General features: G+C 60.7%; 26 protein-coding genes. 15 read left to right on the top strand and 11 right to left on the bottom strand.

All coding sequences use genetic code 11. The annotated features are described in order from the left end of the window. Positions 1 to 20: 20 nt before the first annotated feature. The 7 genes from fadB (at position 21) to G4923_RS02870 (ending at position 7,381) form a co-directional block, all read left to right on the top strand. A complete protein-coding gene (gene fadB, locus G4923_RS02890; RefSeq protein ID WP_163135461.1) occupies positions 21 to 2,168 on the top strand; it encodes a fatty acid oxidation complex subunit alpha FadB in 2,148 nt (715 codons plus the stop codon). 21 nt (positions 2,169 to 2,189) lie between these two features. Continuing rightward, the gene (gene fadA, locus G4923_RS02885; protein WP_163135460.1) at positions 2,190 to 3,353 is read left to right on the top strand and encodes an acetyl-CoA C-acyltransferase FadA; all 1,164 of its coding nucleotides are present in this window, start codon (positions 2,190 to 2,192) and stop codon (positions 3,351 to 3,353) included. A gap of 284 nt (positions 3,354 to 3,637) precedes the next feature. Beyond that, entirely contained in the window at positions 3,638 to 4,360 is a 723-nt protein-coding gene (locus G4923_RS02880) for a response regulator (RefSeq protein WP_025328790.1), read from the top strand. A gap of 51 nt (positions 4,361 to 4,411) precedes the next feature. Further along, entirely contained in the window at positions 4,412 to 5,857 is a 1,446-nt protein-coding gene (locus G4923_RS02875) for an ATP-binding protein (protein ID WP_106885438.1), read from the top strand. Positions 5,858 to 5,862: 5 nt separating this feature from the next. Then, a complete protein-coding gene (locus G4923_RS21335; protein WP_276208940.1) occupies positions 5,863 to 5,997 on the top strand; it encodes a hypothetical protein in 135 nt (44 codons plus the stop codon). Further along, positions 5,994 to 6,128 (top strand): hypothetical protein, encoded by a 135-nt coding sequence (locus G4923_RS21330; RefSeq protein WP_267966785.1) that lies wholly within the window; start codon positions 5,994 to 5,996, stop codon positions 6,126 to 6,128. The genes G4923_RS21335 and G4923_RS21330 overlap by 4 nt, the downstream gene beginning before the upstream one ends. After that, positions 6,125 to 7,381 carry an ABC transporter substrate-binding protein gene (locus G4923_RS02870; protein WP_163135459.1) on the top strand — a complete coding sequence of 419 codons (1,257 nt, stop codon included), beginning with the start codon at positions 6,125 to 6,127 and terminating at the stop codon, positions 7,379 to 7,381. The genes G4923_RS21330 and G4923_RS02870 overlap by 4 nt, the downstream gene beginning before the upstream one ends. 45 nt (positions 7,382 to 7,426) lie before the next feature. Here the strand turns inward: G4923_RS02870 and G4923_RS02865 are convergent, their stop codons facing one another. After that, on the bottom strand, positions 7,427 to 7,618 hold the full coding sequence (locus tag G4923_RS02865) for a hypothetical protein (RefSeq protein WP_025328793.1): 192 nt from the start codon (positions 7,616 to 7,618) through the stop codon (positions 7,427 to 7,429). 281 nt (positions 7,619 to 7,899) lie between these two features. Here G4923_RS02865 and tusA point away from each other — a divergent pair, with 281 nt between their 5' ends. Then, positions 7,900 to 8,145, top strand: a complete 246-nt coding sequence (gene tusA / locus G4923_RS02855) for a sulfurtransferase TusA (RefSeq protein WP_106885436.1) — start codon at positions 7,900 to 7,902, stop codon at positions 8,143 to 8,145. 21 nt (positions 8,146 to 8,166) lie between these two features. Continuing rightward, a complete protein-coding gene (locus G4923_RS02850; RefSeq protein ID WP_106885435.1) occupies positions 8,167 to 8,511 on the top strand; it encodes a RidA family protein in 345 nt (114 codons plus the stop codon). A gap of 77 nt (positions 8,512 to 8,588) precedes the next feature. On the opposite strand, the gene G4923_RS02845 is transcribed toward G4923_RS02850, so the two are convergent. The 4 genes from G4923_RS02845 to G4923_RS02830 all read right to left on the bottom strand — a co-directional run bounded on the left by G4923_RS02845 (position 8,589) and on the right by G4923_RS02830 (position 10,446). Beyond that, the gene (locus G4923_RS02845; protein WP_106885434.1) at positions 8,589 to 9,245 is read right to left on the bottom strand and encodes an OmpA family lipoprotein; all 657 of its coding nucleotides are present in this window, start codon (positions 9,243 to 9,245) and stop codon (positions 8,589 to 8,591) included. Positions 9,246 to 9,410: 165 nt separating this feature from the next. Next, entirely contained in the window at positions 9,411 to 9,653 is a 243-nt protein-coding gene (locus G4923_RS02840) for a hypothetical protein (protein WP_005323913.1), read from the bottom strand. Positions 9,654 to 9,773: 120 nt separating this feature from the next. Continuing rightward, a complete protein-coding gene (locus G4923_RS02835) occupies positions 9,774 to 10,016 on the bottom strand; it encodes a hypothetical protein (protein WP_106885433.1) in 243 nt (80 codons plus the stop codon). Positions 10,017 to 10,191: 175 nt separating this feature from the next. Next, positions 10,192 to 10,446, bottom strand: a complete 255-nt coding sequence (locus G4923_RS02830) for a hypothetical protein (protein WP_163135458.1) — start codon at positions 10,444 to 10,446, stop codon at positions 10,192 to 10,194. 288 nt (positions 10,447 to 10,734) lie between these two features. On the opposite strand from G4923_RS02830, the gene G4923_RS02825 reads away from it, so the two are divergent. Further along, positions 10,735 to 11,295: a cysteine hydrolase family protein gene (locus G4923_RS02825; protein WP_106885431.1), complete on the top strand. Its 561-nt coding sequence runs from the start codon at positions 10,735 to 10,737 to the stop codon at positions 11,293 to 11,295. 62 nt (positions 11,296 to 11,357) lie between these two features. Here the strand turns inward: G4923_RS02825 and G4923_RS02820 are convergent, their stop codons facing one another. Continuing rightward, entirely contained in the window at positions 11,358 to 11,939 is a 582-nt protein-coding gene (locus G4923_RS02820; RefSeq protein WP_106885430.1) for a DNA-3-methyladenine glycosylase I, read from the bottom strand. A 221-nt stretch (positions 11,940 to 12,160) separates the two neighbouring features. Between G4923_RS02820 and glyQ the strand changes: the two genes are divergently transcribed. From glyQ to G4923_RS02795, 5 genes are all read left to right on the top strand, one after another. Then, a complete protein-coding gene (glyQ, locus tag G4923_RS02815; RefSeq protein ID WP_163135457.1) occupies positions 12,161 to 13,084 on the top strand; it encodes a glycine--tRNA ligase subunit alpha in 924 nt (307 codons plus the stop codon). Positions 13,085 to 13,093: 9 nt separating this feature from the next. Further along, entirely contained in the window at positions 13,094 to 15,163 is a 2,070-nt protein-coding gene (glyS, locus tag G4923_RS02810; RefSeq protein ID WP_163135456.1) for a glycine--tRNA ligase subunit beta, read from the top strand. 104 nt (positions 15,164 to 15,267) lie between these two features. Further along, positions 15,268 to 16,317 carry a DUF2971 domain-containing protein gene (locus tag G4923_RS02805; RefSeq protein ID WP_163135455.1) on the top strand — a complete coding sequence of 350 codons (1,050 nt, stop codon included), beginning with the start codon at positions 15,268 to 15,270 and terminating at the stop codon, positions 16,315 to 16,317. Between the two features lie 737 nt (positions 16,318 to 17,054). Next, positions 17,055 to 18,005 carry a transposase gene (locus G4923_RS02800; RefSeq protein WP_163135454.1) on the top strand — a complete coding sequence of 317 codons (951 nt, stop codon included), beginning with the start codon at positions 17,055 to 17,057 and terminating at the stop codon, positions 18,003 to 18,005. A 523-nt stretch (positions 18,006 to 18,528) separates the two neighbouring features. Further along, a complete protein-coding gene (locus tag G4923_RS02795; protein ID WP_163135453.1) occupies positions 18,529 to 18,756 on the top strand; it encodes a lipoprotein in 228 nt (75 codons plus the stop codon). Positions 18,757 to 18,933: 177 nt separating this feature from the next. Here G4923_RS02795 and G4923_RS02790 read toward each other — a convergent pair whose 3' ends face one another. The 5 genes from G4923_RS02790 to tnaA all read right to left on the bottom strand — a co-directional run bounded on the left by G4923_RS02790 (position 18,934) and on the right by tnaA (position 24,387). After that, a complete protein-coding gene (locus tag G4923_RS02790; RefSeq protein WP_163135452.1) occupies positions 18,934 to 19,614 on the bottom strand; it encodes an ArsR/SmtB family transcription factor in 681 nt (226 codons plus the stop codon). A gap of 24 nt (positions 19,615 to 19,638) precedes the next feature. Next, positions 19,639 to 20,019, bottom strand: a complete 381-nt coding sequence (locus G4923_RS02785) for an amino acid-binding protein (protein ID WP_163135451.1) — start codon at positions 20,017 to 20,019, stop codon at positions 19,639 to 19,641. 160 nt (positions 20,020 to 20,179) lie between these two features. Next, entirely contained in the window at positions 20,180 to 21,397 is a 1,218-nt protein-coding gene (locus tag G4923_RS02780; RefSeq protein WP_163135450.1) for an aromatic amino acid transporter, read from the bottom strand. A 238-nt stretch (positions 21,398 to 21,635) separates the two neighbouring features. Then, positions 21,636 to 22,850: an aromatic amino acid transporter gene (locus G4923_RS02775; RefSeq protein WP_163135449.1), complete on the bottom strand. Its 1,215-nt coding sequence runs from the start codon at positions 22,848 to 22,850 to the stop codon at positions 21,636 to 21,638. A gap of 70 nt (positions 22,851 to 22,920) precedes the next feature. Then, positions 22,921 to 24,387: a tryptophanase gene (tnaA, locus tag G4923_RS02770; RefSeq protein WP_163135448.1), complete on the bottom strand. Its 1,467-nt coding sequence runs from the start codon at positions 24,385 to 24,387 to the stop codon at positions 22,921 to 22,923. Between the last annotated feature and the right edge of the window lie 83 nt (positions 24,388 to 24,470).

Raw genomic sequence — 24,470 nt, 5'->3', positions numbered from 1 at the left:
GGGAACAAGGAGACACTCTCATGATCTACCAAGGCGAAACCCTGTCGGTCAGCTACCTCGAACACGGCATTGCCGAGCTGAGGTTTGATGCCCCGGGTTCAGTCAACAAGCTGGATCGCGCTACCCTGCTCTCGCTGAGCGAAGCGATCGCCGCATTAAAACAAGAACGTGAACTAAAAGGTCTGATCCTCACCTCCGGCAAAGACGCCTTTATCGTCGGCGCCGACATCACCGAATTCCTGGAACTGTTCGATCTGCCGCAAGAAGATCTGCTCGGCTGGCTGAAAAAGGCAAACGACATCTTCAGCGCCATCGAAGATCTGCCGGTGCCGACCCTGTCCGCCATCAAGGGCCACGCCCTGGGCGGCGGCTGCGAGACCATACTCTCCACCGATTTCCGTCTGGCTGACACCACCGCCAAGATTGGCCTGCCCGAGACCAAACTCGGCATCATGCCGGGCTTTGGCGGCACAGTCCGTCTGCCGCGCCTTATCGGCGCCGACAACGCGCTGGAGTGGATCACCACAGGCAAGGATTACCGTGCCGATGACGCCCTCAAGGTAGGCGCCATCGACGCCGTGGTCGCCCCCGCTGCGCTGCAGAGCGCCGCTGTGCAGATGATGAGAGATGCCATCGCGGGCAAGCTGGACTGGCAGCGCCGTCGCGCCGCCAAGAAGGCGCCGCTGCGCCTCTCCAAGCTGGAAGCCATGATGAGCTTCACCACAGCCGCCGGCATGGTTGCCGCCGTGGCGGGCAAGCACTATCCGGCGCCCATGACAGCAGTCAAAACCGTTGAGGCCGCCGCCAGCATGAGCCGCGACGAGGCGCTCAACGTCGAGGCGCAAGGTTTCATCAAGCTCGCCAAGACAGACGTGGCCAAGGCGCTGGTCGGCATCTTCCTCAACGATCAGCACATCAAGGCGCTGGCCAAGAAGGCCGCCAAGCAGGCTGCCAAGGCCACCAGCCACGCCGCCGTACTGGGTGCCGGCATCATGGGGGGCGGCATCGCCTACCAGTCCGCCAGCAAGGGCATTCCGGCGGTGATGAAGGACATCAACGAGAAGGCGCTGGCGCTGGGCATGGGCGAAGCCACCAAGCTGCTTAACGGCCAGCTCGAGAAGGGCCGTATCGACGGCATCAAGATGGGCCAGGTGCTCTCCGCCATCACCCCTACCCTCAGCTATGAGAGCGTGAAGGGTGTGGATCTGGTGGTCGAAGCCGTGGTCGAGAATCCCAAGGTGAAGGCCGCCGTGCTGGGCGAAGTGGAAGCCGTTCTCGGCGATGACGCCGTGCTCGCCAGCAACACCTCCACCATTCCCATCTCCCTGCTGGCCAAGGGGCTGAAGCGCCCCGAGAACTTCTGCGGCATGCACTTCTTCAACCCGGTGCACCGCATGCCTCTGGTAGAGATCATCCGCGGCGAGCAGACGTCGGACGACACCATCAATCGCGTGGTGGCCTACGCCGCCGCCATGGGCAAGTCCCCGGTGGTGGTCAACGACTGCCCGGGCTTCTTCGTCAACCGCGTGCTCTTCCCCTACTTCTTTGGCTTCAACAAGCTGGTCGCCGATGGCGCCGACTTCGCCGCCGTCGACAAGGTGATGGAGAAGGAGTTCGGCTGGCCCATGGGCCCCGCCTATCTGCTGGATGTGGTCGGCATCGACACAGGTCACCATGCCGGTGACGTCATGGCACAAGGCTTCCCGGCGCGCATGAGCAAGGAAGGTCGTACCGCAATCGACGTGATGTATGACGCCAGCCGCTTCGGCCAGAAGAATGGCAAGGGCTTCTACGCCTACGAGCAGGACAAGAAGGGCAAGCCGAAGAAGGTGGCCGACGCCGCTGCTTACGAGCTGCTGACCCCCATCGCCAAGCCGAAGCAGGAGTTCGACAAGGACGCCATCATAGCCCGCATGATGATCCCCATGATCAACGAGGTGGTGCTCTGTCTGGAAGAGGGCATAGTCGCCACGCCGGCCGAGGCCGACATAGCACTGGTCTACGGTCTGGGCTTCCCTCCCTTCCGCGGCGGCGTGTTCCGCTATCTGGACACCATAGGTCTGGACGCTTACGTGGCCCAAGCCGACCAGTATGCCGACCTGGGCCCGCTCTACCGTGTCAGCGACCGCTTGCGCGAGATGGCCGCCCAGGGCAAAACCTTCTACTGATTGCGGAAAGGAGATCCATTCATGAAAGACGTAGTCATTGTCGACTGTATCCGGACCCCCATGGGCCGGTCTAAGGGCGGCGCCTTCCGCAACGTGCGTGCAGAAGATCTGTCCGCGCACCTGATGAGCTCCATCCTGTTGCGCAACCCCAACCTCGACCCGAACGAGATCGAGGACATCTACTGGGGCTGCGTGCAGCAGACCCTGGAGCAGGGCTTCAACATAGCCCGCAACGCCGCCCTGCTGGCCGGTATTCCGAAGCAGGTGGGGGCGGTCACCGTCAACCGTCTGTGCGGATCCTCCATGCAGGCGCTGCACGATGCCTCCCGCGCCATTGCGGTGGGTGATGGGGACATCTTCATCATCGGCGGCGTCGAGCACATGGGCCATGTGCCCATGAGCCACGGCGTCGACTTCCACCCCGGCATGGCGAAGTCGGTGGCCAAGGCCTCCGGCATGATGGGGCTGACCGCCGAGATGCTGGGCAAACTGCACGGCATCAGCCGTCAGCAGCAGGACGAGTTTGCCGCCCGCTCCCACCGCCGCGCCCATGCCGCGACCCTGGAAGGACGCTTTGCCAGGGAGATAGTCGGGCTGGAAGGCCATGATGCCAGCGGCGCCCGCTTCTTCTACGACTATGACGAAGTGATCCGCCCGGAGACCACAGTCGAAACCCTGGGCCAGTTGCGCCCTGTGTTCGACCCGGTCAACGGCACAGTGACCGCCGGTACCTCCTCGGCTCTGTCCGACGGCGCCGCCGCCATGCTGGTGATGAGCGCGGATCGCGCCAAGGCGCTGGGCCTCACCCCCCGCGCCCGGGTGCGCGCCATGGCCATCGCTGGCTGTGACGCCGCCATCATGGGTTACGGTCCTGTGCCGGCCACCCAGAAGGCGCTCAAGCGGGCCGGTCTGACCGTGGGCGACATCGACCTGTTCGAGTTGAACGAGGCCTTCGCCGCCCAGTCCCTGCCCTGCGTCAAGGATCTCGGCCTGCAGGATCTGGTGGACGAGAAGGTGAACCTGAACGGCGGCGCCATCGCCCTGGGCCACCCCCTCGGCTGCTCCGGTGCCCGCATCTCCACCACCCTGATCAACCTGATGGAAGAGAAGGATGCCACGCTAGGGGTCGCCACCATGTGTATCGGCCTGGGTCAGGGCATAGCCACAGTGTTCGAGCGGGTGTGATTTAAGCGGCTCACGCCATACCTGAGCCCGTATTGTCTTTTTGGGGTCGGCCCGTCCGGCCCGTTGTTGAGTCTGTGGAGCGCGCCACACGGGGTGCGCACCTGCCGTCGGAATCTGCGTGTTGGCCGGCCCGTTTGGGTCGGCCTTTTTTATTCCGATATCCCGATCAGGGCCGATTCGGGGGCTATATTGCCCATAACTTCACATTAGAGGGGGGCCTTGCTTGCTTTTTGCTCCCCCGACAGGTTCAATCTGCACAAAAAAATGGGTGGATGCACATACATATGTCAACGAGCAAACAACTGCTTATCGTCGACGACGATCAGGAGATCCGCGAGCTGCTCAACGAATACCTGACCCGGGCGGGTTTTCAGGTACTGACGGCGGCCGAGGGCAACGAGATGCGCCAGCAACTCGCCCTGCACAGCCCGGACCTCATCATTCTCGATATCATGATGCCAGGCGACGACGGCTTTACCCTGTGCCAGCAGATCCGTCGCGACTCCCAGGTACCCATCATCATGCTCACCGCTGCCTCCGATGAGGCGGATCGGGTGATCGGCCTCGAACTCGGCGCCGACGACTACATCGCCAAGCCGTTCAGCCCGCGCGAGCTGCAGGCCCGCATCAAGGCGCTGCTGCGCCGTGCCGAATTCCGCCAGCCGGAGAAAGAAAAAGAGCCGAGCCGCCGCCTGCGCTTCGCCGACTGGACCCTGGATACCCTGAGCCACCAGCTGACCCACGACGACGGCAGCCTGCTGGATCTCTCCGGCAGCGACGCCCTGCTGCTCGGCATGTTCCTGCAACAGCCCGGCGTGGTGCTGGACAGGGACACCATCTCCGATGCCACCCGGGGCCGCGAGAGCCTGCCCATGGAGCGCGGCATCGACGTGCAGATCAGCCGTTTGCGCCAGAAGCTGGGCGACAACGGCAAGAGCCCGCGCATCATCAAGACCATACGCGGCAGCGGCTACATGCTGATCGCGGAAGTGCACGAGATCCCGTGAAGGGTAAAAAGGTAGCAACAGCATGCTGACTGACAAGAGGCACGAGATCCCATGAGAGGTCGGCGATTCTGGCAGGCACTGGTCCCCCGCTCCCTGCTGTCACGGATGCTGCTGCTGTTGCTGCTCGCCATCCTGCTCTCCCAGACCATACTCACCGGCATCTGGATGCAGCAGATCCAGAAGCGGGAGCTGGAGGGCATGCTCAGCACCACCCGCAACCTGGCGCTCTCCGCCGCCTCCACAGTCAACTTCTTCAAGTCCCTGCCGCTGCAGTACCGCCACATAGCGCTGGACCAGCTGCGCAACATGGGGGGCAGCCGTTTCTTCGTCTCCCTGAATGAAGAAGAGATCCACATCAGCGCCATCCCGGACAGCGAGCGCAAGACGCTGGTGCTGAAGGAGGTGGAGGAGGTACTGACCCGCAAACTCTCCGACGCCATGGCCATCAAGGTGGACTTCTCCCGTCCCGAGGAGCTGCACGTCTTCAACAACGACACCCTGCTGGCAGATCTCCCCTCCTCCTGGGCCCGCTATACCCTGTCGCTGGAGCCTATCAACCCACCGGTGCTGGTGACCCAGATCGAGATAGAGCCGGGTGAGTGGCTCTATCTGGCGGCCCTGCTGCCCGCCCCCTACATGACGCTGGATGACACCGTCATGCCGAGCAACCAGGTGCGCTTCATCGCCCTGATGACTGTCTTCCTCTGCTTCTTCACCTTCATGCTGGTGCGCTGGCAGACCCGGCCCCTGCGTCGCCTCGCCAAGGCGGCGGTCAACCTCGGCAAGGACATAGATCAGCCCTCCCTCAAGGAGGAGGGTGCCTCCGAGATAGTGGCGGCGACCCGCGCCTTCAACATCATGCAGCAGCGCATCCGCCGCTTCATAGACGACAGGGAGCGGCTGTTCAGCTCCATCTCCCACGATCTCAAGACCCCCATCACCCGGCTGCGGCTGCGGGTCGAACTGCTCGACGACGAAGCCCAGATAGCCAAGTTCAACAAGGATCTGGACGAGCTGGAGCTGATGGTGAAGGGGGCGCTGCAGACGGTGAAAGAGACCGACATTCACGAGAACCTCGAGCTCATCGACATCAATGCCCTGCTGGAACAGATGGCGGAGGCCATGAACCTGCACGAGGATCTGCTTACCATAGAGGGGCACTGCAAGTGGCCCTATCGCGGCAAGCTGCTGGCCCTCAAACGCTGCATCGGCAACCTGGTGGACAACGGCATCAAGTACGGCCACCGGGTGCGCGTCATCCTGATGGATGACGAGGAGATGCTGATCCTCTTCATCATGGACGAGGGCCCCGGTCTGCCGGAGGATCAGTTCGAGCGCATCTTCGAGCCCTACTACCGCCTCAGCACGGATTCCGCCGGAACCGGGCTGGGTCTTGGCATAGCCCGCAACATAGCCCACGCCCACGGCGGCGATCTGGTGCTGGAAAATCGCCCCCAGGGCGGCCTGCAGGCCACCCTATCCCTACCAAGGCAGTAACGCTTATGAAGTGGTTGTCGTTTTCTGTCATCGCCCTGTTGTCTCTGCCCGTCGGCGCCTCCCTGCGCGTCGGGGTGCTGCACTGGTGGCGTGCGGTCGGCACCGGCCACTCTCCTTCAATCAAGGCAGTCACAGTATGAAGTTGTTCCCGTTTGCCATTGTCGCCCTGCTCTCCCTGCCCGTCGCCGCCTCCCAGCGCGTCGGGGTGCTGCACTGGTGGCGTGCGGTCGGCACCGGCCACTCTCCTTCAATCAAGGCAGTCACAGTATGAAGTTGTTCCCGTTTGCCATTGTCGCCCTGCTCTCCCTGCCCGTCGCCGCCTCCCAGGTGGAGGTGTTGCACTGGTGGACATCCGGTGGCGAGGCCAAGGCGGTGGAAGTGCTCAAGTCGGAATGGGCCGAGCAGGGCAACCAGTGGAACGACTTCGCGGTGCAGGGCGGCGGCGGCAAGAGCGCCATGACGGTGCTAAAAAGCCGGGCGCTGGCGGCCAATCCGCCGGAGGCGGCGCACCTCAAAGGCTATGAGCTGCACGAGTGGGCCAGCCTGGGTTTCCTGCGCGACCTCAGCCCCATGGCCGAGCACCTCGGCTGGTACCCGCAGCTATCCCCCATGGTCCGTGACACCCTCAGCCAGAACGGCGCCCTGATGGCGGTGCCCACCGGCATCCACAGGGTCAACTGGCTGTGGCTCAACCGCAAGTTGTTCGAGCGGCTGGGGCTGACGCCCCCCACCGACTGGGAGCACTTCATGACGGTGGCGGAGCAGCTCAAGGCGCAGGGCGTCACGCCGCTGGCCATCGGCAACGAGCCCTGGCAGCTGGCGGTGCTGTTCGAGACGGTGGCACTCGGTGAAGGGGGCAAGGCCTTCTATCGCAAGGCCTTCCTGGAGCAGGACAGCGCCACCCTGACCGGCCCCGACATGGTGCGGGTGCTGACCCGCTTCCAGCAGCTGCGCGCCTATGTGCCGGAAAAATACGCCGGCCTGAAGTGGCACCAGGCCACCAACCTGCTGGAGAGCGGCGGCGCCGCCATGCAGATCATGGGGGACTGGGTGAAGGGGGAGCTGAGCGCCGGCAACTACAGACCCGGAGAGGACATCGACTGCCTGCCAAGCCCGGGAAGCCAAGGCCTCTTCAGCTACAACCTGGACTCCATCGCCATGTTCAAGCAGCGGGATCCGGCCCAGCTACAAGCCCAGGGCGAGCTGGCCCGCCTGCTGATGACGCCGCGATTCCAGGAGGAGTTCAACCGGGTGAAGGGCTCCATCCCAGCCCTCACCCAGCCTGATATGAGCAAGTTCGATCGCTGCGCCATCCGCTCCTACCATGACTTCCAGCTGGCGGAGCGGGACGGCAACCTGCTGCCCAGCATGGCGGAGGGCATGGCCGTTCCGACCAACATGCGTCAGGGCATCATGGATGTGCTGAGCAGCTTCTTCAACGATCCCAAGGCCAACTCGGAGCAGACGGCGCAGCAGCTGGAGCGGGCCATGCGCTCGACCCGCTCAGGCGCGGAGCAGAAATGACAAAGGCGGAATCGCTCCGCCTTTGTGGGTGAATCGTCATCCGATTCAGGATTGATCGTTCTCGTCCTCATCCTCGTCGTAGTAGTCGCTGAGCTCGATCCAGAGCCCCAGCCCTATCATCACCATGGACCCGAACCAGGTGCCGGTGTTTCCGATCGGGCTGCCCAGCACTATCATGGCGAACGACAGGAACCCCATGCCTGCGTAGGCTTGCAATCTGCCGTAGGAGACCTGCATATTCACACCTCCTTGTTGAATATGGTTCAATTTTTATATTACTCATCGGGCAAGGTCTGGATAGAGCAGGATCACACTTTGGTTACATATGCTGCTCGAAGACGCTGATATTTGATTATTTTTTCGCCTTGAGTATCATTGGCAGCTGAATTGGTTGAAGGTTGATTATTGATGGGTGCTTTATTCTGCGACGCAACTCATGAGTTGGACGCAATCGGGCTTCGTTGCCCCGAGCCCGTGATGATAGTGCGCAAGAAGGTGCGGCTGAAGGTTGATTATTAATGAGTAATTTATTCTGCAATGCGACTCACGCGTTGGACGCAATCGGGCTTCGTTGTCCTGAACCTGTGATGATGGTTCGCAAGAAAGTGCGGCTGATGGCCGAAGGCGAGACCCTGCTGGTCAGTGCCGACGACCCTTCCACCACCCGCGACATCCCGAGTTTCTGCCGCTTCATGGATCACACCCTGATCGCCAGCGAGACAGAGCAGGCCCCCTATCGCTATCTGATCCGCAAGGGTCAATGAGCCCCTGTACCGGAGCAATCCATGACGATTACCCGAATCGGCACCACGGCCCGCTGGTCTGATGTTGTCATCCACAACGGTACCCTCTATGTGGTGGAAGTCCCCGCCACCGACGAGGCCGACATTCACCAGCAGACCCGCGAAGTGCTGACCAGCCTGCAGCGTCTGCTGGAAGCCAACGGTTCCGGGGTCGACAAGATCCTGATGGCCAACATCTATCTCAAGGACATTGGCGACATAGCCGCCTTCAACGCTCAGTGGGATGCCTGGATACCGGCCGGTACAGCGCCCGTTCGCGCCTGCGTGCAGGCCCGCCTGGCCCACGAAGGCTACAAGGTGGAAGTGCAGCTGACCGCAGCAGTCTGAGCCGCCCGCCCAGCCTGAGATAGCAAAAGGCCCCGCCATCACTGGCGGGGCCTTTTCGTTACCGGCAACCGGGCGACTTAGGCAGTCGGGGTCAGGGTAATGGTCACACGACGGTTCTGGGCCTTGCCGGCGGCTGTGCTGTTGGTGGCAACCGGCTGATCCGGGCCCACGCCGCTGGTGGCGATACGGCTGCCGGTCACGCCCTGACCGATCAGCTGGGCGGCGACGGCATCGGCACGCTGGGCGGAGAGCTTCATGTTCAGCTCGCGGGAGCCGGTGCTGTCGGTGTGACCGACCACGTTCAGGCGAGTCTTGTCGAACTCGGCAACCACCATGGCCACGCCGGACAGGGTGTTGGCACCGGCGGCTTTGAGCTGGGCGCTGGAGCTGTCGAAGGTGACATTGTTCGGCATGTTGAGGATCAGCTGATCACCGTTTCGGGTCACGCTGACGCCGGTGCCCTGCAGCTTCTCGCGCAGCTTGGCTTCCTGCACATCCATGTAGTAACCGATGCCGCCACCCAGGGCGGCGCCAGCGGCCACGCCGGTCAGTATGCCCTTCTTGCGATCACCCTTGCTGGAGGAGAGCGCGCCCACGGCAGCGCCGGTAGCGGCACCGGCCAGTGCGCCCCAGGCGCCCTTGGAGGTCTGGGATTCACCGGTATAGGGATTGGTGGTGCAGCCTGTCATGGCGATGGTCAGGGCAAGTGCAGGAACCAGTTTCTTGAAATGCATGAAAAAACCTCTGAAAAAGAACGACTCTAGCCGATGGCCGCGCATTCTACCCCAGAGAGGCGCCAGAGTGTGACGCGCGCATTGCGGATATGAACAGGGGGGCCAAAGCCCCCCTGTGTCATGCCGTGCACGGCATGAGTGCTGCCTGCCCGGGCAGGCCGGACATCAATATTTGATGTCGCGCGCCTCGTCACGCCCTTCCTGCTTGTTGTCGCGGTGCTCCTGACGGCAATCGGCATTGCCCACCAGGCCTTCGCGGCACTCCTGCTTGGCGTCGCGGGATTCCTGACGGGTATCCTGACGCACATCGCGGGCTTCGCGACGCTCCTGGGCCTGTTTGGTTGCCTGTGCAGGCAGGGCAGCCAACAAGGCTGTGGCTGCAAGCAGCGCGAATACTGTCTTCTTCATGGTGGCTCCTTGGCTAAACGAAATACACCGGCTTGGGATGTCTGAATTATACACTGGGGTCAAGATAACCGCGGGACGGGCGCCAGCATGGCGACCCGACAGGGAGGCGGCTTGTCAGGATCAATATTTGACGTCGCGGGCCTCGTCTCGGCCCTCCTGCTTGCTGTCGCGATGATCCTGACGGCAATCGGCATTGCCGACCACGCCTTCACGGCACTCCTGCTTGGCATCGCGGGATTCATCCCGGGTGTCCTGACGCACGTCACGGGCATCACGGCGCTCTGCGGCCTGTTCGGTTGCCTGTGCCGGCAACGAGGAGAGCAGGGCGCTGGCAGCCAGCAAGATAAAGGCACATTTCTTCATGATTAACTCCACGGGGTCGACGGGATGGCGGGGCATCCGGCAACTGATTTATATGAATTCACGGGTGGCGGTGTCTGGCGAGTTACCCGCCAGCAGGCTCGCAGGCCCTTGGGGGCGGTGAGCCTGCTCGGCTGAGGGCCCGATATGCCGCTTGCCGGCTAATCGGGCGCGCTCATCAGCGTTTGACGTCGTTGGCTTTCTCTCTGACGTCCTGTTTGACTTCACGCTTGTCCTGACGGCACTCGTAGTTGTCCTTCTGGTCGGCTTCGCGGCAATCCTGCTTGGCATCGCGGACCTCGGGACGCACCTCCTGACGCACATCGCGGGAGTCCTGGCGATCGGCCGCATGGGCAGGCAGGACGGCCAGCAGAGAGCAAACCGCCAGGATCAGACTGCCGGCCGTGCGAATGCGAGATGAATTCAGTGACATGGATTAACCCTCAATGTTGATGGACCGATTTTGAGCAGGAGTGACTGTATGCCAGCTGTACCGAACAGCGGAAATGGGCCCCTGCCCCGCTGACACCTGACCTGGCAGCAGCGGCCGACGAGGTGATCGCTCATCACTCCCGGCGCCGGCATAAGGGCAAGGAGGATGGGGCTGGCGCGGCGGCAGGGCGGGCAAGGTGGGGCAGCGCCTGCCTCCCCCCAGATGCGGGGTTGCCGCTCGACGGCCGGTGACCCCAGAGTGGGGGACATTCCTCACGGAGCCATGCCCATGTCATCCATGCCCCACCCCGCCCTGCTCGTCATCGACCTCCAGGTCGGCCTTCTTCACGGCCCGGAGGCGCCCCATGCCGGTGCCGAGACCCTGGCCAATATCAATCGCCTGAGTCAGGCGGCCCGCGCCGCCGGTGCCCCCGTGCTGGCGGTGCGCCACACGGGCCCGGCCGGTAGCCCCATAGCCGCCGGCAGTCCGTTCTGGCAACTGGCACCTGAACTGGCGGTCGACGACGCCGATCGGGTGTTCGACAAGCACAGACCCAACGCCTTTCAAGGCACCGGCCTCGATGGCTGGCTGAAGGAGGGCGGGGTGCAGACCCTGATAGTCACCGGCATGAAGACCCAGTACTGCATCGATACCACCTGCCGGGCGGCGGCAGATCTCGGCTACGCCGTGGTGCTGGTGAGCGATGCCCACACCTGCATGGATACCCCGCAGCTTGCTGCAACCCAGATCATCGCCCACCACAACGCCACCCTGGCCGGCCCCTTCGTGCGGCTGATGAGCAGCGACGAGCTGTGCGAGGCGCTGAGCCACCCCCTTCAACCCGATTGATGACGGCGCCACAACGAAGAAGGGAGGCAATCTGCCTCCCTTCTTCGCTCAGCTCCGGCCGCTTATTCCGGCGTCCCTGACTGCTGGCACTCGGCGTGGCAGGGGCAGGTCACCAGATGATCGTTCACCATGCCCACCGCCTGCATGAAGGCATAGCAGATGGTGCTGCCGACGAAGGTGAAGCCGAGCTTCTTGAGGGCCTTGGCCATGGCATCCGACTCTGTCGAGGTGGCGGGAATGTCGCCGTTGCCCTGCCGCCGATTGACCATGGGGGCGCCGCCGACAAAGCCCCACAGGTAGTCCGCGAAGTCGATGCCCTGCGCCTCCAGCGCCAGATAGGCGCGAGCGTTTTTGATGATCGACTGCACCTTGAGGCGGTTGCGGATGATGCCTTTGTCCTGCATCAGCCGCTCCACATCCTGCTCGTCGAACCGGACGATCAGGTTGGGATCGAAGTCGGCATAGGCGCGGTAATAGCTGTCGGTGCGCTTCAAGATGGTGATCCAGGAGAGCCCCGCCTGCTGGCCATCGAGGCAGAGCTTGGCAAACAGCTCGCGGGAGTCGCGCACCGGCCGCCCCCACTGATTGTCATGGTATTCGATATATTCCGGGTCCTTGGTCACCCAGGCGCAGCGCAGTTCCATTCCTCGTCTCCTGTTATTTTTCTCTGTCCGACTCTCTGTCCGACAAGGGGATTTCATCGGCCACATGACGGGGCTTCCATCCCGGGCCAACCAGGCCCGGCGCAGCCCCGCCCCATGAATCCCCTACAATTTCGCCTATTATCCGACCATGCCAGACGGTATACTCCTTCGGTTCACATTCAGCAAATCTTGCTCTGATTTCACTTCGCGCGAAAAACACTATGCAAAAATTCGATGTCAAAACCTTTCAGGGCCTGATCCTGCAGCTGCAGGACTATTGGTCCCGCCAGGGCTGTACCATCATTCAGCCGCTGGATATGGAAGTGGGTGCCGGTACCTCCCACCCCATGACCTGCCTGCGCGCCCTGGGCCCGGAGCCCATCGCCTGCGCCTACGTGCAACCGTCCCGCCGTCCCACCGACGGCCGCTACGGTGAGAACCCGAACCGCCTGCAGCACTACTACCAGTTCCAGGTGATCATCAAGCCGTCCCCCGACAACATCCAGGAACTCTACCTCGGCTCCCTGAAAGAGCTGGGCATGGATCCCGAGATCCACGACATCCGCTTCGTGGAAGACAACTGGGAAAACCCGACGCTGGGTGCCTGGGGTCTGGGCTGGGAAGTCTGGCTCAACGGCATGGAAGTGACCCAGTTCACCTACTTCCAGCAGGTTGGCGGCCTCGAATGCAAGCCGGTGACCGGCGAGATCACCTATGGTCTCGAGCGTCTAGCCATGTACATCCAGGGCGTGGACAGCGTCTATGACCTGGTCTGGTCCGATGGCCCCCTGGGCAAGACCACCTACGGCGACGTCTTCCACCAGAACGAAGTGGAGCAATCTACCTACAACTTCGAACACGCAGACGTGGACTTCCTGTTCCACTGCTTCGAGCAGTACGAGAAAGAGGCCCAGCACCTGCTGGCTCTGGAAACGCCGCTGCCGCTGCCCGCTTACGAGCGTATTCTGAAAGCCGCCCACTCCTTCAACCTGCTGGATGCCCGCAAGGCCATCTCGGTCACCGAGCGTCAGCGCTACATACTGCGCATTCGCACCCTGACCAAGGCCGTGGCCGAGGCTTACTACGCCTCCCGCGAGGCGCTGGGCTTCCCCATGTGTCAGCGCACTGAGAACAAGCAAGGTTAAGGAACGGACATGGCACAACATACATTTCTGGTAGAGATCGGTACCGCTGAGCTGCCACCCAAGGCGCTGCGCACCCTGGCCGAAGCCTTTGCCGACAACTTCAAAGCCGAGCTGACCAAGGCCGATCTGGCCTTCGGCGACGTCGAGTGGTTCGCCTCACCGCGCCGCCTGGCGCTGAAAGTAAGTGAGCTGGCCGGCGAGCAGCCGAGCAAGAGCGTCGAGAAGCGCGGCCCGGCCGTGTCTCAGGCGTTCGATGCCGAAGGCAAGCCGACCAAGGCAGCCGAAGGCTGGGCCCGTGGCAACGGCATCACTGTCGAACAGGCCGAGCGTCTGGTCACCGACAAGGGCGAGTGGCTGGTCCACACCGCCAAGGTCGAAGGCCGTCCGGCCAAGGATCTGCTGGGTGAGCTGGTTGCGGCCGCACTGGCCAAGCTGCCCATCCCCAAGATGATGCGCTGGGGCGACAAGACCATCCAGTTCGTGCGTCCGGTGTTCACCGTGACCCTGCTGCTGGACGGCGATCTGGTGCCCGCCCACATCCTGGGGATCGACTCCGCCCGCACCATCCGCGGTCACCGCTTCATGGGCGAGAGCGAGTTCACCATCGACAATGCCGACCAGTACCCGCAGATCCTGCTGGAACGCGGCATGGTGGTGGCCGACTTTATGGCCCGCAAGGCCAAGATCAAGGCTGACGTCGAAGCGGCCGCGGCCGCCTTCGGTGGCGTCGCCGATCTGGACGACGCCCTGCTGGAAGAGGTCACCGCCCTGGTCGAATGGCCTGTGGTGCTGACCGCCAACTTCGAAGAGAAGTTCCTGGCCGTTCCCGCCGAGGCGCTGGTTCACACCATGAAGGGTGACCAGAAGTACTTCCCGGTCTACGACAAGAGCGGCAAGCTGCTGCCGAAGTTCATCTTCGTCACCAACATCGAGTCCAAAGACCCGAGCCAGATCATCAGCGGCAACGAGAAGGTGGTTCGCCCCCGTCTGTCTGACGCAGAGTTCTTCTTCAAGACCGACCTCAAGCAGACCCTGGCCTCCCGCCTGCCGCGCCTCGAAACCGTGCTGTTCCAGCAGCAGCTCGGCACAGTCAAGGCCAAGGTCGAGCGCATCGAGACTGTCGCAGGCTTCATCGCCGAGCGTATCGGTGCCAATGTGGCTCAGGCCAAGCGTGCCGGTCTGCTCTCCAAGTGTGATCTCATGACCAACATGGTCGGCGAGTTCGCCAGCACCCAGGGTGTCATGGGGATGCACTACGCCCGTCACGATGGCGAAGACGAAGTGGTGGCCGTGGCCCTCAACGAGCAGTACATGCCGCGCTTCGCCGGTGATGCCCTGCCGTCCGCGCTGGAAGCCTGCGCCGTGGCGCTGGCCGACAAGCTCGACACCCTGGCCGGCATCTTCGGCATCGGCATGCTGCCCAAAGGTGATAAAGACCCCTTCGCCCTTCGCCGCGCCGCCATAGGTGCCCTGCGCATCATGACCGAGAAGCAGCTGGATCTGGATCTGGTTGAACTGGTTGAAGAAGCGGTACGTGTCTACGGCGACAAGCTGACCAACAAAACCGTCGTCACCGACGTGGTCGACTTCATGCTGGGCCGCTTCCGCGCCGCCTATCAGGACGAAGGCATTGGTGCCGACGTGGTGCTGGCCGTACTGGCCCGCCGCCCGACCCGCCCGCTCGACTTCGATCGTCGCGTCAAGGCCGTCAGCCACTTCCGCAGCCTGGATGCCGCACTGGCACTGGCTGCCGCCAACAAGCGCGTGAGCAACATCCTGGCCAAGGTCGAAGGCGAACTGCCGACTGCCGTCAAACCGGAACTGTTGCAGGATGCCGCCGAGCAGGCGCTGGCAACTCAGGTTGCCGCCCTGCAAAGTGAGCTGGCACCGCTGTTCGCCGCCGGTGACTATCAGGCCGCCCTCACCCGTCTGGCCGCCCTGCGCGAGCCGGTCGACACCTTCTTCAACGAGGTGATGGTGATGGCCGACGACGAGGCCCTCAAGGCCAACCGTCTGGCACTGCTGAACAACCTGCGCAACCTGTTCCTGCAAGTAGCGGATATCTCCCTGCTGCAGTGATTGGGACTTGTTAGCAAGCTCTCAAAACGGCGCCTCTTGGCGCCGTTTTTATTCCAAAAATAATTAACTTCCATGTATAATATATTTATTGCCAAGGAGGTAATATGTTGTTTAAATATTTCAGTGAGATCACTACTGATAATACAAGCAATCCATTGCCAAGAGTCAGTTTCCTAACCGATGGCCTTTTCCGATTTACACAGCCAGCCTTCCTGAATGATAAAGGTAGTGAAGGAAAATTTTTCCCATATTTTAATGAATTCTCTCCTGCTGATATTGAATGGGCGAGAAAAAAGGATGTTTCTATATCTAGAGCAGGCTCTGAAGAATTAAGCGACAATGAACTAATAAACTATTACCTAAGGCCAACTGGTGTAAGAGTTGGAGAAATCGCCCCACACTTAGTAAAAATTCAAAGTGGTCATCAATCAATAGATGAATATGACCGAGATACTTTTGAAAGTACCGTTTACGCTTTTAATAAAGCAATAACTGATCTTCTAAGCCACAATATAGGAATATTTTCTCTCTGCAAATCAGAAAATAATGAGCATATGTGGACTCATTATGCCAGTGAAGGAAGAGGAATTGCCATTTCATTCAATGAAGAACATCCATTTTTCAAAATTAATAAACCACAAGATGTAAGCTACAAGCCAAAGGATAGAGCGACAATAACATATTATAAAGGCGCTTTAAGAGTGAACGGTTATCCATCTCGTAGCTTTATTAATGTTTCAACTAAAAGTGATACCGAACTTTTTATGTCACTTTTATCCAATGGCATTGATATAGAAGACTTGACGCGCCGTCTGCTTTTTTCAAAAGCTAATCACTGGTCTATAGAAAATGAGGCCAGAATACTATTACCTTTAAGTTCATGCGAATATAAATGTGGAAAAGAAATAACATTTACAGCAGCTAATGAACTACAGGATTGTGCTCCTGGAATTTTTCTTACATCTAGCGAAATAAACCTCAAGAGAATACCATTTTCAGCTTTTGATACTTTGTATTTTGGGTATGAGACACCACCAGAAAACATTGAAAAAATAATAATCCTTATCAAGAAAAACTCTGAGTTGTCACATATGAAGGTAAAGAGAATGCGTTTTAACATTTATGGGCATCTTCAAGCATATGATATATTTTAGATTCGATGAAATCAGCCTAGCCTGAACTCCTAAACATTAACATCGACATTCACATTCACATCAAGAAAAAAAGCTGGGACACCCACCTAATCCCTGCTTTGACAACTCACTCACCTCACACTTTCCTTAAACCGAGAGACCCGAGGAGAGAGTCGCCATGACCATCGCCCGTTCACGCCAGATCAGCCTCGCCGATACGCCTTACTATCACCCACCTGGGACACCCACCTAACCCCAGCTTTGACAACTCACTCCCCCTCAAAAGCTGGGACACCCACCCAATCCCAGCTTTGACAACTAACTCACCTCACACTTTCCTTAAATCGAGCAAAAGCTGGGACACCCACCTAATCCCAGCTTTGACAACTCACTCTCCCTCCACTTTCCTTAAACTGAGAATTCCGAGGAGAGAGCCGCCATGACCATCGCCCGTTCACGCCAGATCAGCCTCGCCGATACGCCCTATTACCATGTGGCGCGAAAGCTGGGACACCCACCTAATCCCAGCTTTGACAACTCACGCCTCCTCCACTTTTCTTAAACCGTGAGACCCGAGGAGAGAGCCGCCATGACCATCGCCCGTTCACGCCAGATCAGCCTCGCCGATACGCCTTACTACCACGTGGTCAGGAAACGCTGGGACACCAAGAAAGCTGGGACACCCACCCAATCCCAGCTTTGACAACTCACTCACCTCACACTTTCCTTAAATCGAGAGACCCGAGGAGAGAGCCGCCATGACCATCGCCCGTTCACGCCAGATCAGCCTCGCCGATACGCCTTACTACCACGTGGTCAGCCGCTGCGTCCGGCGCGCCTTTCTTTGCGGCCAGGATGATCACTCAGGCCAAAGCTACGAGCACAGACGCCAATGGGTTGCCGACAAGCTGGGCCAGCTGTCGCAGGTCTTTGCCATCGGCATCTGCGCCTATGCCGTGATGAGCAATCACTATCACCTGGTACTCAAGGTGCAGGCCAACATTGCCCATGAGTGGAGTGAACGGGAAGTGGCAGAGCGCTGGTCCCGCCTGTTCCAGTGGCCCTTGCTGGTGCGGCGCTGGTATCAGGGAGAGGAACTGATAGCACCCGAGCTGGACCTTGTGCACCAGCTGATCGCCCAGTGGCGGGAGCGCCTCCATTCCATCAGCTGGCTGGTGCGCTTGCTGAACGAGTCGCTGGCCCGCCAGGCCAATCAGGAAGATGGCTGCAAGGGCCACTTTTGGGAGGGACGCTTCAAAAGCCAGGCCCTGCTCACCGAGTCGGCACTGCTGGCCTGCATGACCTATGTCGACCTCAATCCCATTCGAGCTGGCATCGCGACCACACCGGAGGAGAGCGACTTCACCAGCATCCAGCAACGTATCGAGCAAACCGCTGATCTAGCCACACAGACCCCCTTGCTGCTGCCTTTTGCGAGAGAGGGGAAGCCAGAGGCGCTCCCCTGCTATTTTGCCGATTATCTGGCGCTGGTGGATTGGACAGGGCGAGCCATTCGCCTCGATAAGCATGGCCATATCCCGCATCATCTCGCACCAGTGCTCCAGCGCCTGGGCATAGCAGAGGGGCAATGGTTGGGGCAAGTCACCCTGTTTCGGCGCCACGGTATCAGAGCCATTGGTGACAAGCTTTGCTGCCAGCGCTACGCCGCCCATTGTGGCCAGACGCGATGTTACCAACCCAATCCTTGATACCTGAAAAACTCGCGAGTTCACCACCAATAGATCGATTACAGCAGTCCTCGTTGACGCTGCACGGGCACTGATTGCCAACTGGCAACCACTGACGCTCGCTAAAGCTCATGGATCGCACTACCACCACCGTTTCATGCCTTCCATCCCCGGAATCAGCCTGCACACAAATGGGGTTTTCAGGTTTTCAGGTTATCCGCCATTTCTCATCAGGTGGGTGTCCCAATGAGAGACCATCCAAATGAGTTTCAGGTGGGTGTCCCAATTAAGAGACCAATTCAGGGAGGAGAGATGCCGATCTGCAGGTGTCTTTCGATGGGTTATGTCTTGGAGGGGATGGATTGGACGGCAAGGCAATCATGTTTTCTGCGCCTTCATTCAGCCCCGGTTAATATCTGAAAGTCAGGGGTCTATATAATGGCGAAATATCTGTCATTGGGTTGGCCAAAATAGCTGCCGGGCCAACTACTAGAGCAACATATTGGCAGCATTTTCAATATGCATCACTGCAAAGGGCATTTTCATGAAACGTCACCTTATTCTTCTTGGCGCCATTCTGGTACTGAGCGCTTGCTCCTCCACTCCCAGCAGTGAATATACGAAAGCGGGTGCCTCTGAAGCCCAGAGAACAGATGCCTTATCCGAGTGCCAATATCAGGTCAAACTCAACAAGATCGAAGATGAAGAGCAGGCAGAACTGATCAACCTGTGCATGCAAGGCAAAGGCTTCCGTCTGACCCTGGTTGAATAACCCCCCATGACCACCTGAAACAATATCTGCCCAAAATAAAAAGCCCCGCATGACGACCATGTTTGGGGTTTTCTGTCCTTAGGCCGTGATGAAGAGGTTGCGATCAATCAACCTGCGGCCGATCTCCCGACTCTCACCTTGCTGTTGCCGCCATACCCCCGGCAAGACCATGGCGCCTCAAAGCACAATGCCGAGCTGCCGTTGCAACTGCCGTTGCCCCTTGGGGGTCAGGGTCAGTTCACGGCTCTCCAGCCCGCGCACCAGCCACCCATTGTCCAGCATATGGCCGAGCAGGCGGGCACCTAGCTGGCCGCCAAGATGCATGCGTCGCTCGCTCCAGTCGAGACAGTGGCAGGCAAAGGGGCGCTTGCCAGTCGCCACGCAGTCGATGCCAAGCTGACCGAGATGTTGCTCCCCCTGCGGGGTCAGCCCATAGCCCTCAGCCTCCAGCCAGCCTTGACTCATCAGGCCGTCATGGAGCCTCATCCCCAGCTCGCCCGCCAGATGGTCATAACAGCTACGGGCAAAGCGCAGCCGCTCCGGGGTTTTGCTCCTGAGCGCACCCGTGCCCATGTCCACCAGCCCCATCAGCTGCTCCACCACCAGCGCCACTTCATGGCTCGCGATGCGGTAGTAGCGATGCTTGCCCTGCCGGACGCAGGCCGTCAACCCCTGTTGCTGGAGCCGGGCCAGGTGGCTGCTGGCGGTTGACGCCGACACCTCGGCCATCAGGCTCAGCTCGGTCGCCGTCCAAGCGCGCCCATCCATCAGGGCGCACAGCATGCGGGCGCGGCTGCCATCGGCTATGGCGGCCGCCACCTGCGCCAGGCCTTGTTCCAGGCTCTCCTGTTTGCTCATCTCGCTACTCTCTGCTTGCCCCTGTCATTGCCACTCTGCCGTGACCCTGCGGGCCTTGTCGATGTCGTCGGTAACCAGGATCAGCTGGTTGGCATGGTCGCTGTACAGGGTAATGATGTTGACCGAGGCATCCCCCAAGGCGCTACAGATGGCCCCCAGCTGCCCCGGCACCTCCTGCTTGAGGCGGCGCACCAGCACCTCGCGCACCGCCACCACCTCCAGCCCCCCTTGCTCGGCGGCCAGGGCCGCAGCGGCGCCGTCCTCCACCAGAAAGTGGGCATGGCCTGCGCCCCCCAGGGTGAACATGCCGCCCCCTTCCAGGCTGACACCGGCCCGCCCCATCAAGATCCCGAACTGCCCCAGTGTGCCCGGGTTATCGGGCAGCATCACGTGAATATCGTACATCCCTGCTTCTCCTTGGTGACTCGAGTCCGCAGAGTAATGCCATGGCCGGGGCAACGCTTCGATGGCGGACGAAGTGTCCACCCCTTCTGCCCGTGACGACCCAAGCAAAACGGCGCCCAAAGGCGCCGCTATTTCTACATAAGATCGCAAGGGATGCCGATCAGCCGGTATAGACAGGCAGCAGCCCCGCCATGTTGAGCAGATGGAAGGCGGCGGTCAGCACCCCGAACAGGATCACCAGCCCTATCATCAGGATACCGCCGGGAGCGCGGAAGCCCGCGCTGCCAGCAGGCGCGGCCTTGCGCACCTTCCAGGCCAGCAGCGGCGGTATGATGCAGGTCCACAGGGTGGCCACGGCACCCGCATAGCCGATGGCCACCAGGAAGCCGAACGGGAACAGCAAGGAGAGTACCAGAGGCGGCAGGAAGGTGACGCCCCAGGACTTGGCGCGACCGGCGCGACTGTTGTCGAACTTGAACAGGTCCGCCAGATAGTCGAACACCCCCAGGCCCACCCCGATGAAGGAGGAGAGAATGGCCGCCATGGAGAAGGCGTTGAGGGCATTGGCCACCGCCTTGGATTCGATCACCGAGCCCAGGGCCTTGAGCAGGGCATCCACGTTGCCCCCTTGCTCGATCACCGGGCCGAACTCGCTGCGGGGCAGGTTGCCGAACACGCTCACCAGCCAGATGAGGTAGAAGGTGAGGGCGATGACGGTCCCCCCCAGGATGGCGCGGCTGGCGCGGCGCTCCTCGCCGTAGTAGGCCCGCATGGACGACACCGAGTGGTGATAACCGAAGGAGGTGAGCGCCACCGGCAGCATCACCAGGGCATAGGGGGCGTAGTGGGTCTCACTGCCGACTCTGTCGAGCAAGAGATCGAGACGGATGTTCATCGACAGACCAGAGATGCCGAAGGCAAAGCTCAGCCCCATCAGGATCACCAGCAGCACGGAGATGCGGTCCACCGCCCGGGTGGAGTGCCACACCAGCACGGAGAAGACCAGGGTGAACAGCACGGAAGCCCAGTGGCTGCCCATCCCCGTCATGCCATCTATGATGAGACCGGCCGAGGTGATATAGGCGTAGAGCAGAATGCCGCCGACGAAATAGACGCTGAGGTTGTTGAGGGCATTGACCTTGTTCCCCAGCAGATCCCGGGTCACGGTATCGAAGGAGACGCGCAGCGGATAGCCCTTGTAGGATTCGAGCAGCATCCAGCCAGAGACCGTCATCACCACCATGGTCAGCGCCACCGCGAGCATGGACCAGAGGCTCCAGGCACCCGCGCCCGCACTCGGCAGTCCCAACATACCGGCTCCCACACAGACGCCGGCAATGATGCATGCCCCGCCCACCAACGATGGTTTCTGTTCCATTACTCCCCCAAACGGATTGTTGACTGGTCACGGCGCGCCGCCGTGCTTCTCCTGCGTTCGCCAATGCTGGCGCCGGGGGACTTTACCCTTCATGCCTTCGGGTATCAAATCCGGGGGCGAATTGATGGGAAATGGGGGCGATATCCGGCCATTAGTACCAAGTTTTGGGCGGTTCAGGCGCCAGATACCACAGGGGGCGCCCGCAGGCGCTCCCTGTCGGCTTGCCGGAGGGTTGAGGTCAACCGGTATAGATGGGCAGCATGCCCGCCATGGCCATCAGGTGGAAGATGGCCGTCAGCACCCCGAACAGGATGACGGCCACCACCATGGGCTGGCCGCCGGGGGCCTTGAAGCCGCCCCCTTGTGGCGCCAGCTCCCGGGATTTTTTCGCCAGCAGGGCGGGGATGATGCAGGCCCAGACGGTCGCCGCCGCCCCGGCATAGCCGATGGCCACCACGAAGCCGAAGGGGAACAGCAAGGAGAACAGCAGAGGCGGCAGGAAGGTGACGCCCCAGGACTTGGCACGGCCCTGGCGGCTGTTGTCGAACTTGAACAGATCCGCCAGATAGTCGAACACCCCCAGGCCCACCCCGATGAAGGAGGAAAGAATGGCCGCCATGGAGAAGAGGTTGATGGCATTGGATACCCGCTTGGATTCGATCACCGAGGCCAGCGCCCCGAGCAGCACATCGACGTCGCCCCCCTTGGCGATGATGGGGCCGAAGGCATTGCGAGGCAGGTTGCCGAAGATGCTCAGCAGCCACAGCAGGTAGAGCGCCAGCGCGATCAGGGTGCCCCCCAGGATCGCCTGCTTGGCCTTCTGCTCCTCGCCGTAATAGGCCCGCATCGACGCCACAGAGTGGTGATAGCCGAAGGAGGTGAGCGCCACCGGCAGCATGGCCAGGGCATAGGGCGCCTGACCCAACTCCTCGGTGAGGGAGTGGAACAGCATGGTCGCGTCTATGTTGGCGGCAAGGCCCGACACCCCGAACACGAAGCTCAGCACCATGAAGACGATCAAGACGACCGAAATCCGATCCACCGCCCGGGTCGAATGCCAGACGAAGCAGGAGAACACCAGCACGAACAGCACCGAGGCCAACTGACTATTGATGCCGAGCAGGCCGCTCAGGATCAGACCCGAGGAGGTGATATAGGCGTACAGCAGAATGCCGCCGACGAAATAGACGGTCAGGTTGTTGAAGATATTTATCTTGTGACCGAGCAGATCCTTGGTCACCGAATTGAAGGAGGCAGTCAATTCATAGGGTTTGAAGGCTTCCAGCAACATCCAGCCGGAGACCGTCATGATGATCATGGTGAGAATAATGGCCAGCGAGGACCAGCTGGTCCAGGCGCCTGCCCCCGCACTCGGCAACCCCAACATGCCGGCGCCGACACAGACGCTGGCAATAATGCAGGCCCCTCCCGTCACGGATGGTTTCGATGTCATGTGTTGTCACTCCCGAAATTTCACAGAGCTGTGAAAAAAAAGGGGCACCTGATTAAGTGCCCCTGACTCGTTATGCTTCTATTAATTTTTCACTCTTCTTGCTGACCGCCTGACCCTGAGGCTCGACCTCCTTCAATCTGGCGGTGAAGTGGCGCAGCACAGCCGGTTCATAGATAAAGTCGAGCCCCTTCACGTTTTTGGCGTTCTTCTTCACCTCGCCGAAGGCCTCGATGACAAAGTCCATGTGGGTCTGGGTATAGGTGGCGCGTGGTATGGTGAGGCGCAGCAGCTCCGCCGGGCAGGGGTGCTGCTTGCCGGTGGCGGGATCCCGCCCCAGCAGCAGGGAGCCTATCTCCACCGCCCGGATGCCGGCCACCTTGTAGAGCTCGCACGCCAGGGCGTGGGCCGGGAACTGATCCGCCGGGATGTGGGGCAGCAGCTTGCCCGCGTCCACGAAGGCCGCATGTCCCCCAGCCTGCTGGCACACCACGCCTATGGCTTCCAGGCCGTCCACCAGGTACTGCACCTGGCCGATGCGGTAGGCCAGCCAGTCCTGGCGCATGCCGTCCCGCAGCCCGACCGCGAGCCGCTCCATGGCGCCCCCCTCCAGACCGCCGTAGGTCGGGAAGCCCTCCTGCACCACGCAGAGGGTGCGGCACTCTGTGTAGACATCCAGCATGCTGTCATCCTTGAAGCACAATAGCCCCCCCATCTGCACCATGGCATCCTTCTTCGCCGACATGGCGAGGCCGTCGGCGTACTTGTAGGACTCCATGGTGATGGCCTCTATGCTCCAGTCAGCGTAGCCGGGCTCGCGCTGCTGGATGAAGTAGGCGTTCTCGGCGAAGCGGGCCGAATCCATGATGACGGGAATGTCATACTTTCTGGCGATCTCGTAGACCGCCTTGAGGTTGGCGATGGAGACCGGCTGGCCACCGGCGGAGTTGCAGGTGATGGTGCTGACGATATAGGGCACGTTGGCCGGGCCCGCCTCCAGGATGGCCTCCTCCAGCTTGACCAGATCGAAGTTGCCCTTGAAGTCGGCGGTGACCGAGGTATCGAACGCCTCCTTGGTGTAGACGTTCTTCGCCACGCAGCAGTTGATCTGGGTATGGCCCTGGGTGGTGTCGAAGAAGTAGTTGGAGAGCGCCACCATCTTCTTGCGATCCAGCCCCTTCTCCTGCTCCCGCTTCTTGATCAGCACCGGGATGTAGATCTGCTCGGCGCCGCGCCCCTGGTGGGTGGGGATGGTGAGGGAGTAGCCGAAGATCTCCAGCACCGCCTTCTGCAGGGCGTAGTAGCTGCGGCTGCCGCTGTAGGCCTCGTCGCCGCGCAGCATGGCGGCCTGCATGTCCTGGGTGATGGCGCCTGTGCCGCTGTCGGTCAGCAGGTCGATGAAGACGTCTTCGCTGTCCAGCAGGAAGGGGTTCATGCCCGCCCTTATGATGGCCTCCTCCCGGTAGGCGCGGGTGGTGCGCTTGACCGGCTCGATGACACGAATGCGGAACGGTTCGGGAAGATGCTTGAAGTTTTCCATGGATAGACACCCTAGCTTTAAATATTCAGGATGAGTCTCATCACCCACCATCAATAATGGTTGGCAGCTGGCAAATAATGAGA

The organism is Aeromonas rivipollensis, assembly GCF_010974825.1.
Classification (GTDB): Bacteria; Pseudomonadota; Gammaproteobacteria; order Enterobacterales; family Aeromonadaceae; genus Aeromonas; species Aeromonas rivipollensis.
The sequence above is the reverse complement of the archived record's forward strand: the minus strand, read 5'-3'. Positions and strand labels throughout refer to the sequence as shown.

What these genes read in the sequence shown, in the direction of transcription:
- tnaA (WP_163135448.1), bottom strand. Translation starts at nt 24,387, where the DNA reads ATGGAAAACTTCAAGCATCTTCCCGAACCGTTCCGCATTCGTGTCATC.
- G4923_RS02880 (WP_025328790.1), top strand. Translation starts at nt 3,638, where the DNA reads ATGTCAACGAGCAAACAACTGCTTATCGTCGACGACGATCAGGAGATC.
- glyS (WP_163135456.1), top strand. Translation starts at nt 13,094, where the DNA reads ATGGCACAACATACATTTCTGGTAGAGATCGGTACCGCTGAGCTGCCA.
- G4923_RS02780 (WP_163135450.1), bottom strand. Translation starts at nt 21,397, where the DNA reads ATGGAACAGAAACCATCGTTGGTGGGCGGGGCATGCATCATTGCCGGC.
- G4923_RS02775 (WP_163135449.1), bottom strand. Translation starts at nt 22,850, where the DNA reads ATGACATCGAAACCATCCGTGACGGGAGGGGCCTGCATTATTGCCAGC.
- G4923_RS02830 (WP_163135458.1), bottom strand. Translation starts at nt 10,446, where the DNA reads ATGTCACTGAATTCATCTCGCATTCGCACGGCCGGCAGTCTGATCCTG.
- G4923_RS02785 (WP_163135451.1), bottom strand. Translation starts at nt 20,019, where the DNA reads ATGTACGATATTCACGTGATGCTGCCCGATAACCCGGGCACACTGGGG.
- G4923_RS21335 (WP_276208940.1), top strand. Translation starts at nt 5,863, where the DNA reads ATGAAGTGGTTGTCGTTTTCTGTCATCGCCCTGTTGTCTCTGCCCGTC.
- G4923_RS02840 (WP_005323913.1), bottom strand. Translation starts at nt 9,653, where the DNA reads ATGAAGAAGACAGTATTCGCGCTGCTTGCAGCCACAGCCTTGTTGGCT.
- G4923_RS02820 (WP_106885430.1), bottom strand. Translation starts at nt 11,939, where the DNA reads ATGGAACTGCGCTGCGCCTGGGTGACCAAGGACCCGGAATATATCGAA.
- G4923_RS02865 (WP_025328793.1), bottom strand. Translation starts at nt 7,618, where the DNA reads ATGCAGGTCTCCTACGGCAGATTGCAAGCCTACGCAGGCATGGGGTTC.
- G4923_RS02825 (WP_106885431.1), top strand. Translation starts at nt 10,735, where the DNA reads ATGTCATCCATGCCCCACCCCGCCCTGCTCGTCATCGACCTCCAGGTC.
- fadA (WP_163135460.1), top strand. Translation starts at nt 2,190, where the DNA reads ATGAAAGACGTAGTCATTGTCGACTGTATCCGGACCCCCATGGGCCGG.
- G4923_RS02870 (WP_163135459.1), top strand. Translation starts at nt 6,125, where the DNA reads ATGAAGTTGTTCCCGTTTGCCATTGTCGCCCTGCTCTCCCTGCCCGTC.
- G4923_RS02800 (WP_163135454.1), top strand. Translation starts at nt 17,055, where the DNA reads ATGACCATCGCCCGTTCACGCCAGATCAGCCTCGCCGATACGCCTTAC.
- G4923_RS02805 (WP_163135455.1), top strand. Translation starts at nt 15,268, where the DNA reads ATGTTGTTTAAATATTTCAGTGAGATCACTACTGATAATACAAGCAAT.
- G4923_RS02790 (WP_163135452.1), bottom strand. Translation starts at nt 19,614, where the DNA reads ATGAGCAAACAGGAGAGCCTGGAACAAGGCCTGGCGCAGGTGGCGGCC.
- fadB (WP_163135461.1), top strand. Translation starts at nt 21, where the DNA reads ATGATCTACCAAGGCGAAACCCTGTCGGTCAGCTACCTCGAACACGGC.
- G4923_RS21330 (WP_267966785.1), top strand. Translation starts at nt 5,994, where the DNA reads ATGAAGTTGTTCCCGTTTGCCATTGTCGCCCTGCTCTCCCTGCCCGTC.
- G4923_RS02845 (WP_106885434.1), bottom strand. Translation starts at nt 9,245, where the DNA reads ATGCATTTCAAGAAACTGGTTCCTGCACTTGCCCTGACCATCGCCATG.
- G4923_RS02875 (WP_106885438.1), top strand. Translation starts at nt 4,412, where the DNA reads ATGAGAGGTCGGCGATTCTGGCAGGCACTGGTCCCCCGCTCCCTGCTG.
- tusA (WP_106885436.1), top strand. Translation starts at nt 7,900, where the DNA reads ATGAGTAATTTATTCTGCAATGCGACTCACGCGTTGGACGCAATCGGG.
- G4923_RS02835 (WP_106885433.1), bottom strand. Translation starts at nt 10,016, where the DNA reads ATGAAGAAATGTGCCTTTATCTTGCTGGCTGCCAGCGCCCTGCTCTCC.
- G4923_RS02795 (WP_163135453.1), top strand. Translation starts at nt 18,529, where the DNA reads ATGAAACGTCACCTTATTCTTCTTGGCGCCATTCTGGTACTGAGCGCT.
- G4923_RS02850 (WP_106885435.1), top strand. Translation starts at nt 8,167, where the DNA reads ATGACGATTACCCGAATCGGCACCACGGCCCGCTGGTCTGATGTTGTC.
- glyQ (WP_163135457.1), top strand. Translation starts at nt 12,161, where the DNA reads ATGCAAAAATTCGATGTCAAAACCTTTCAGGGCCTGATCCTGCAGCTG.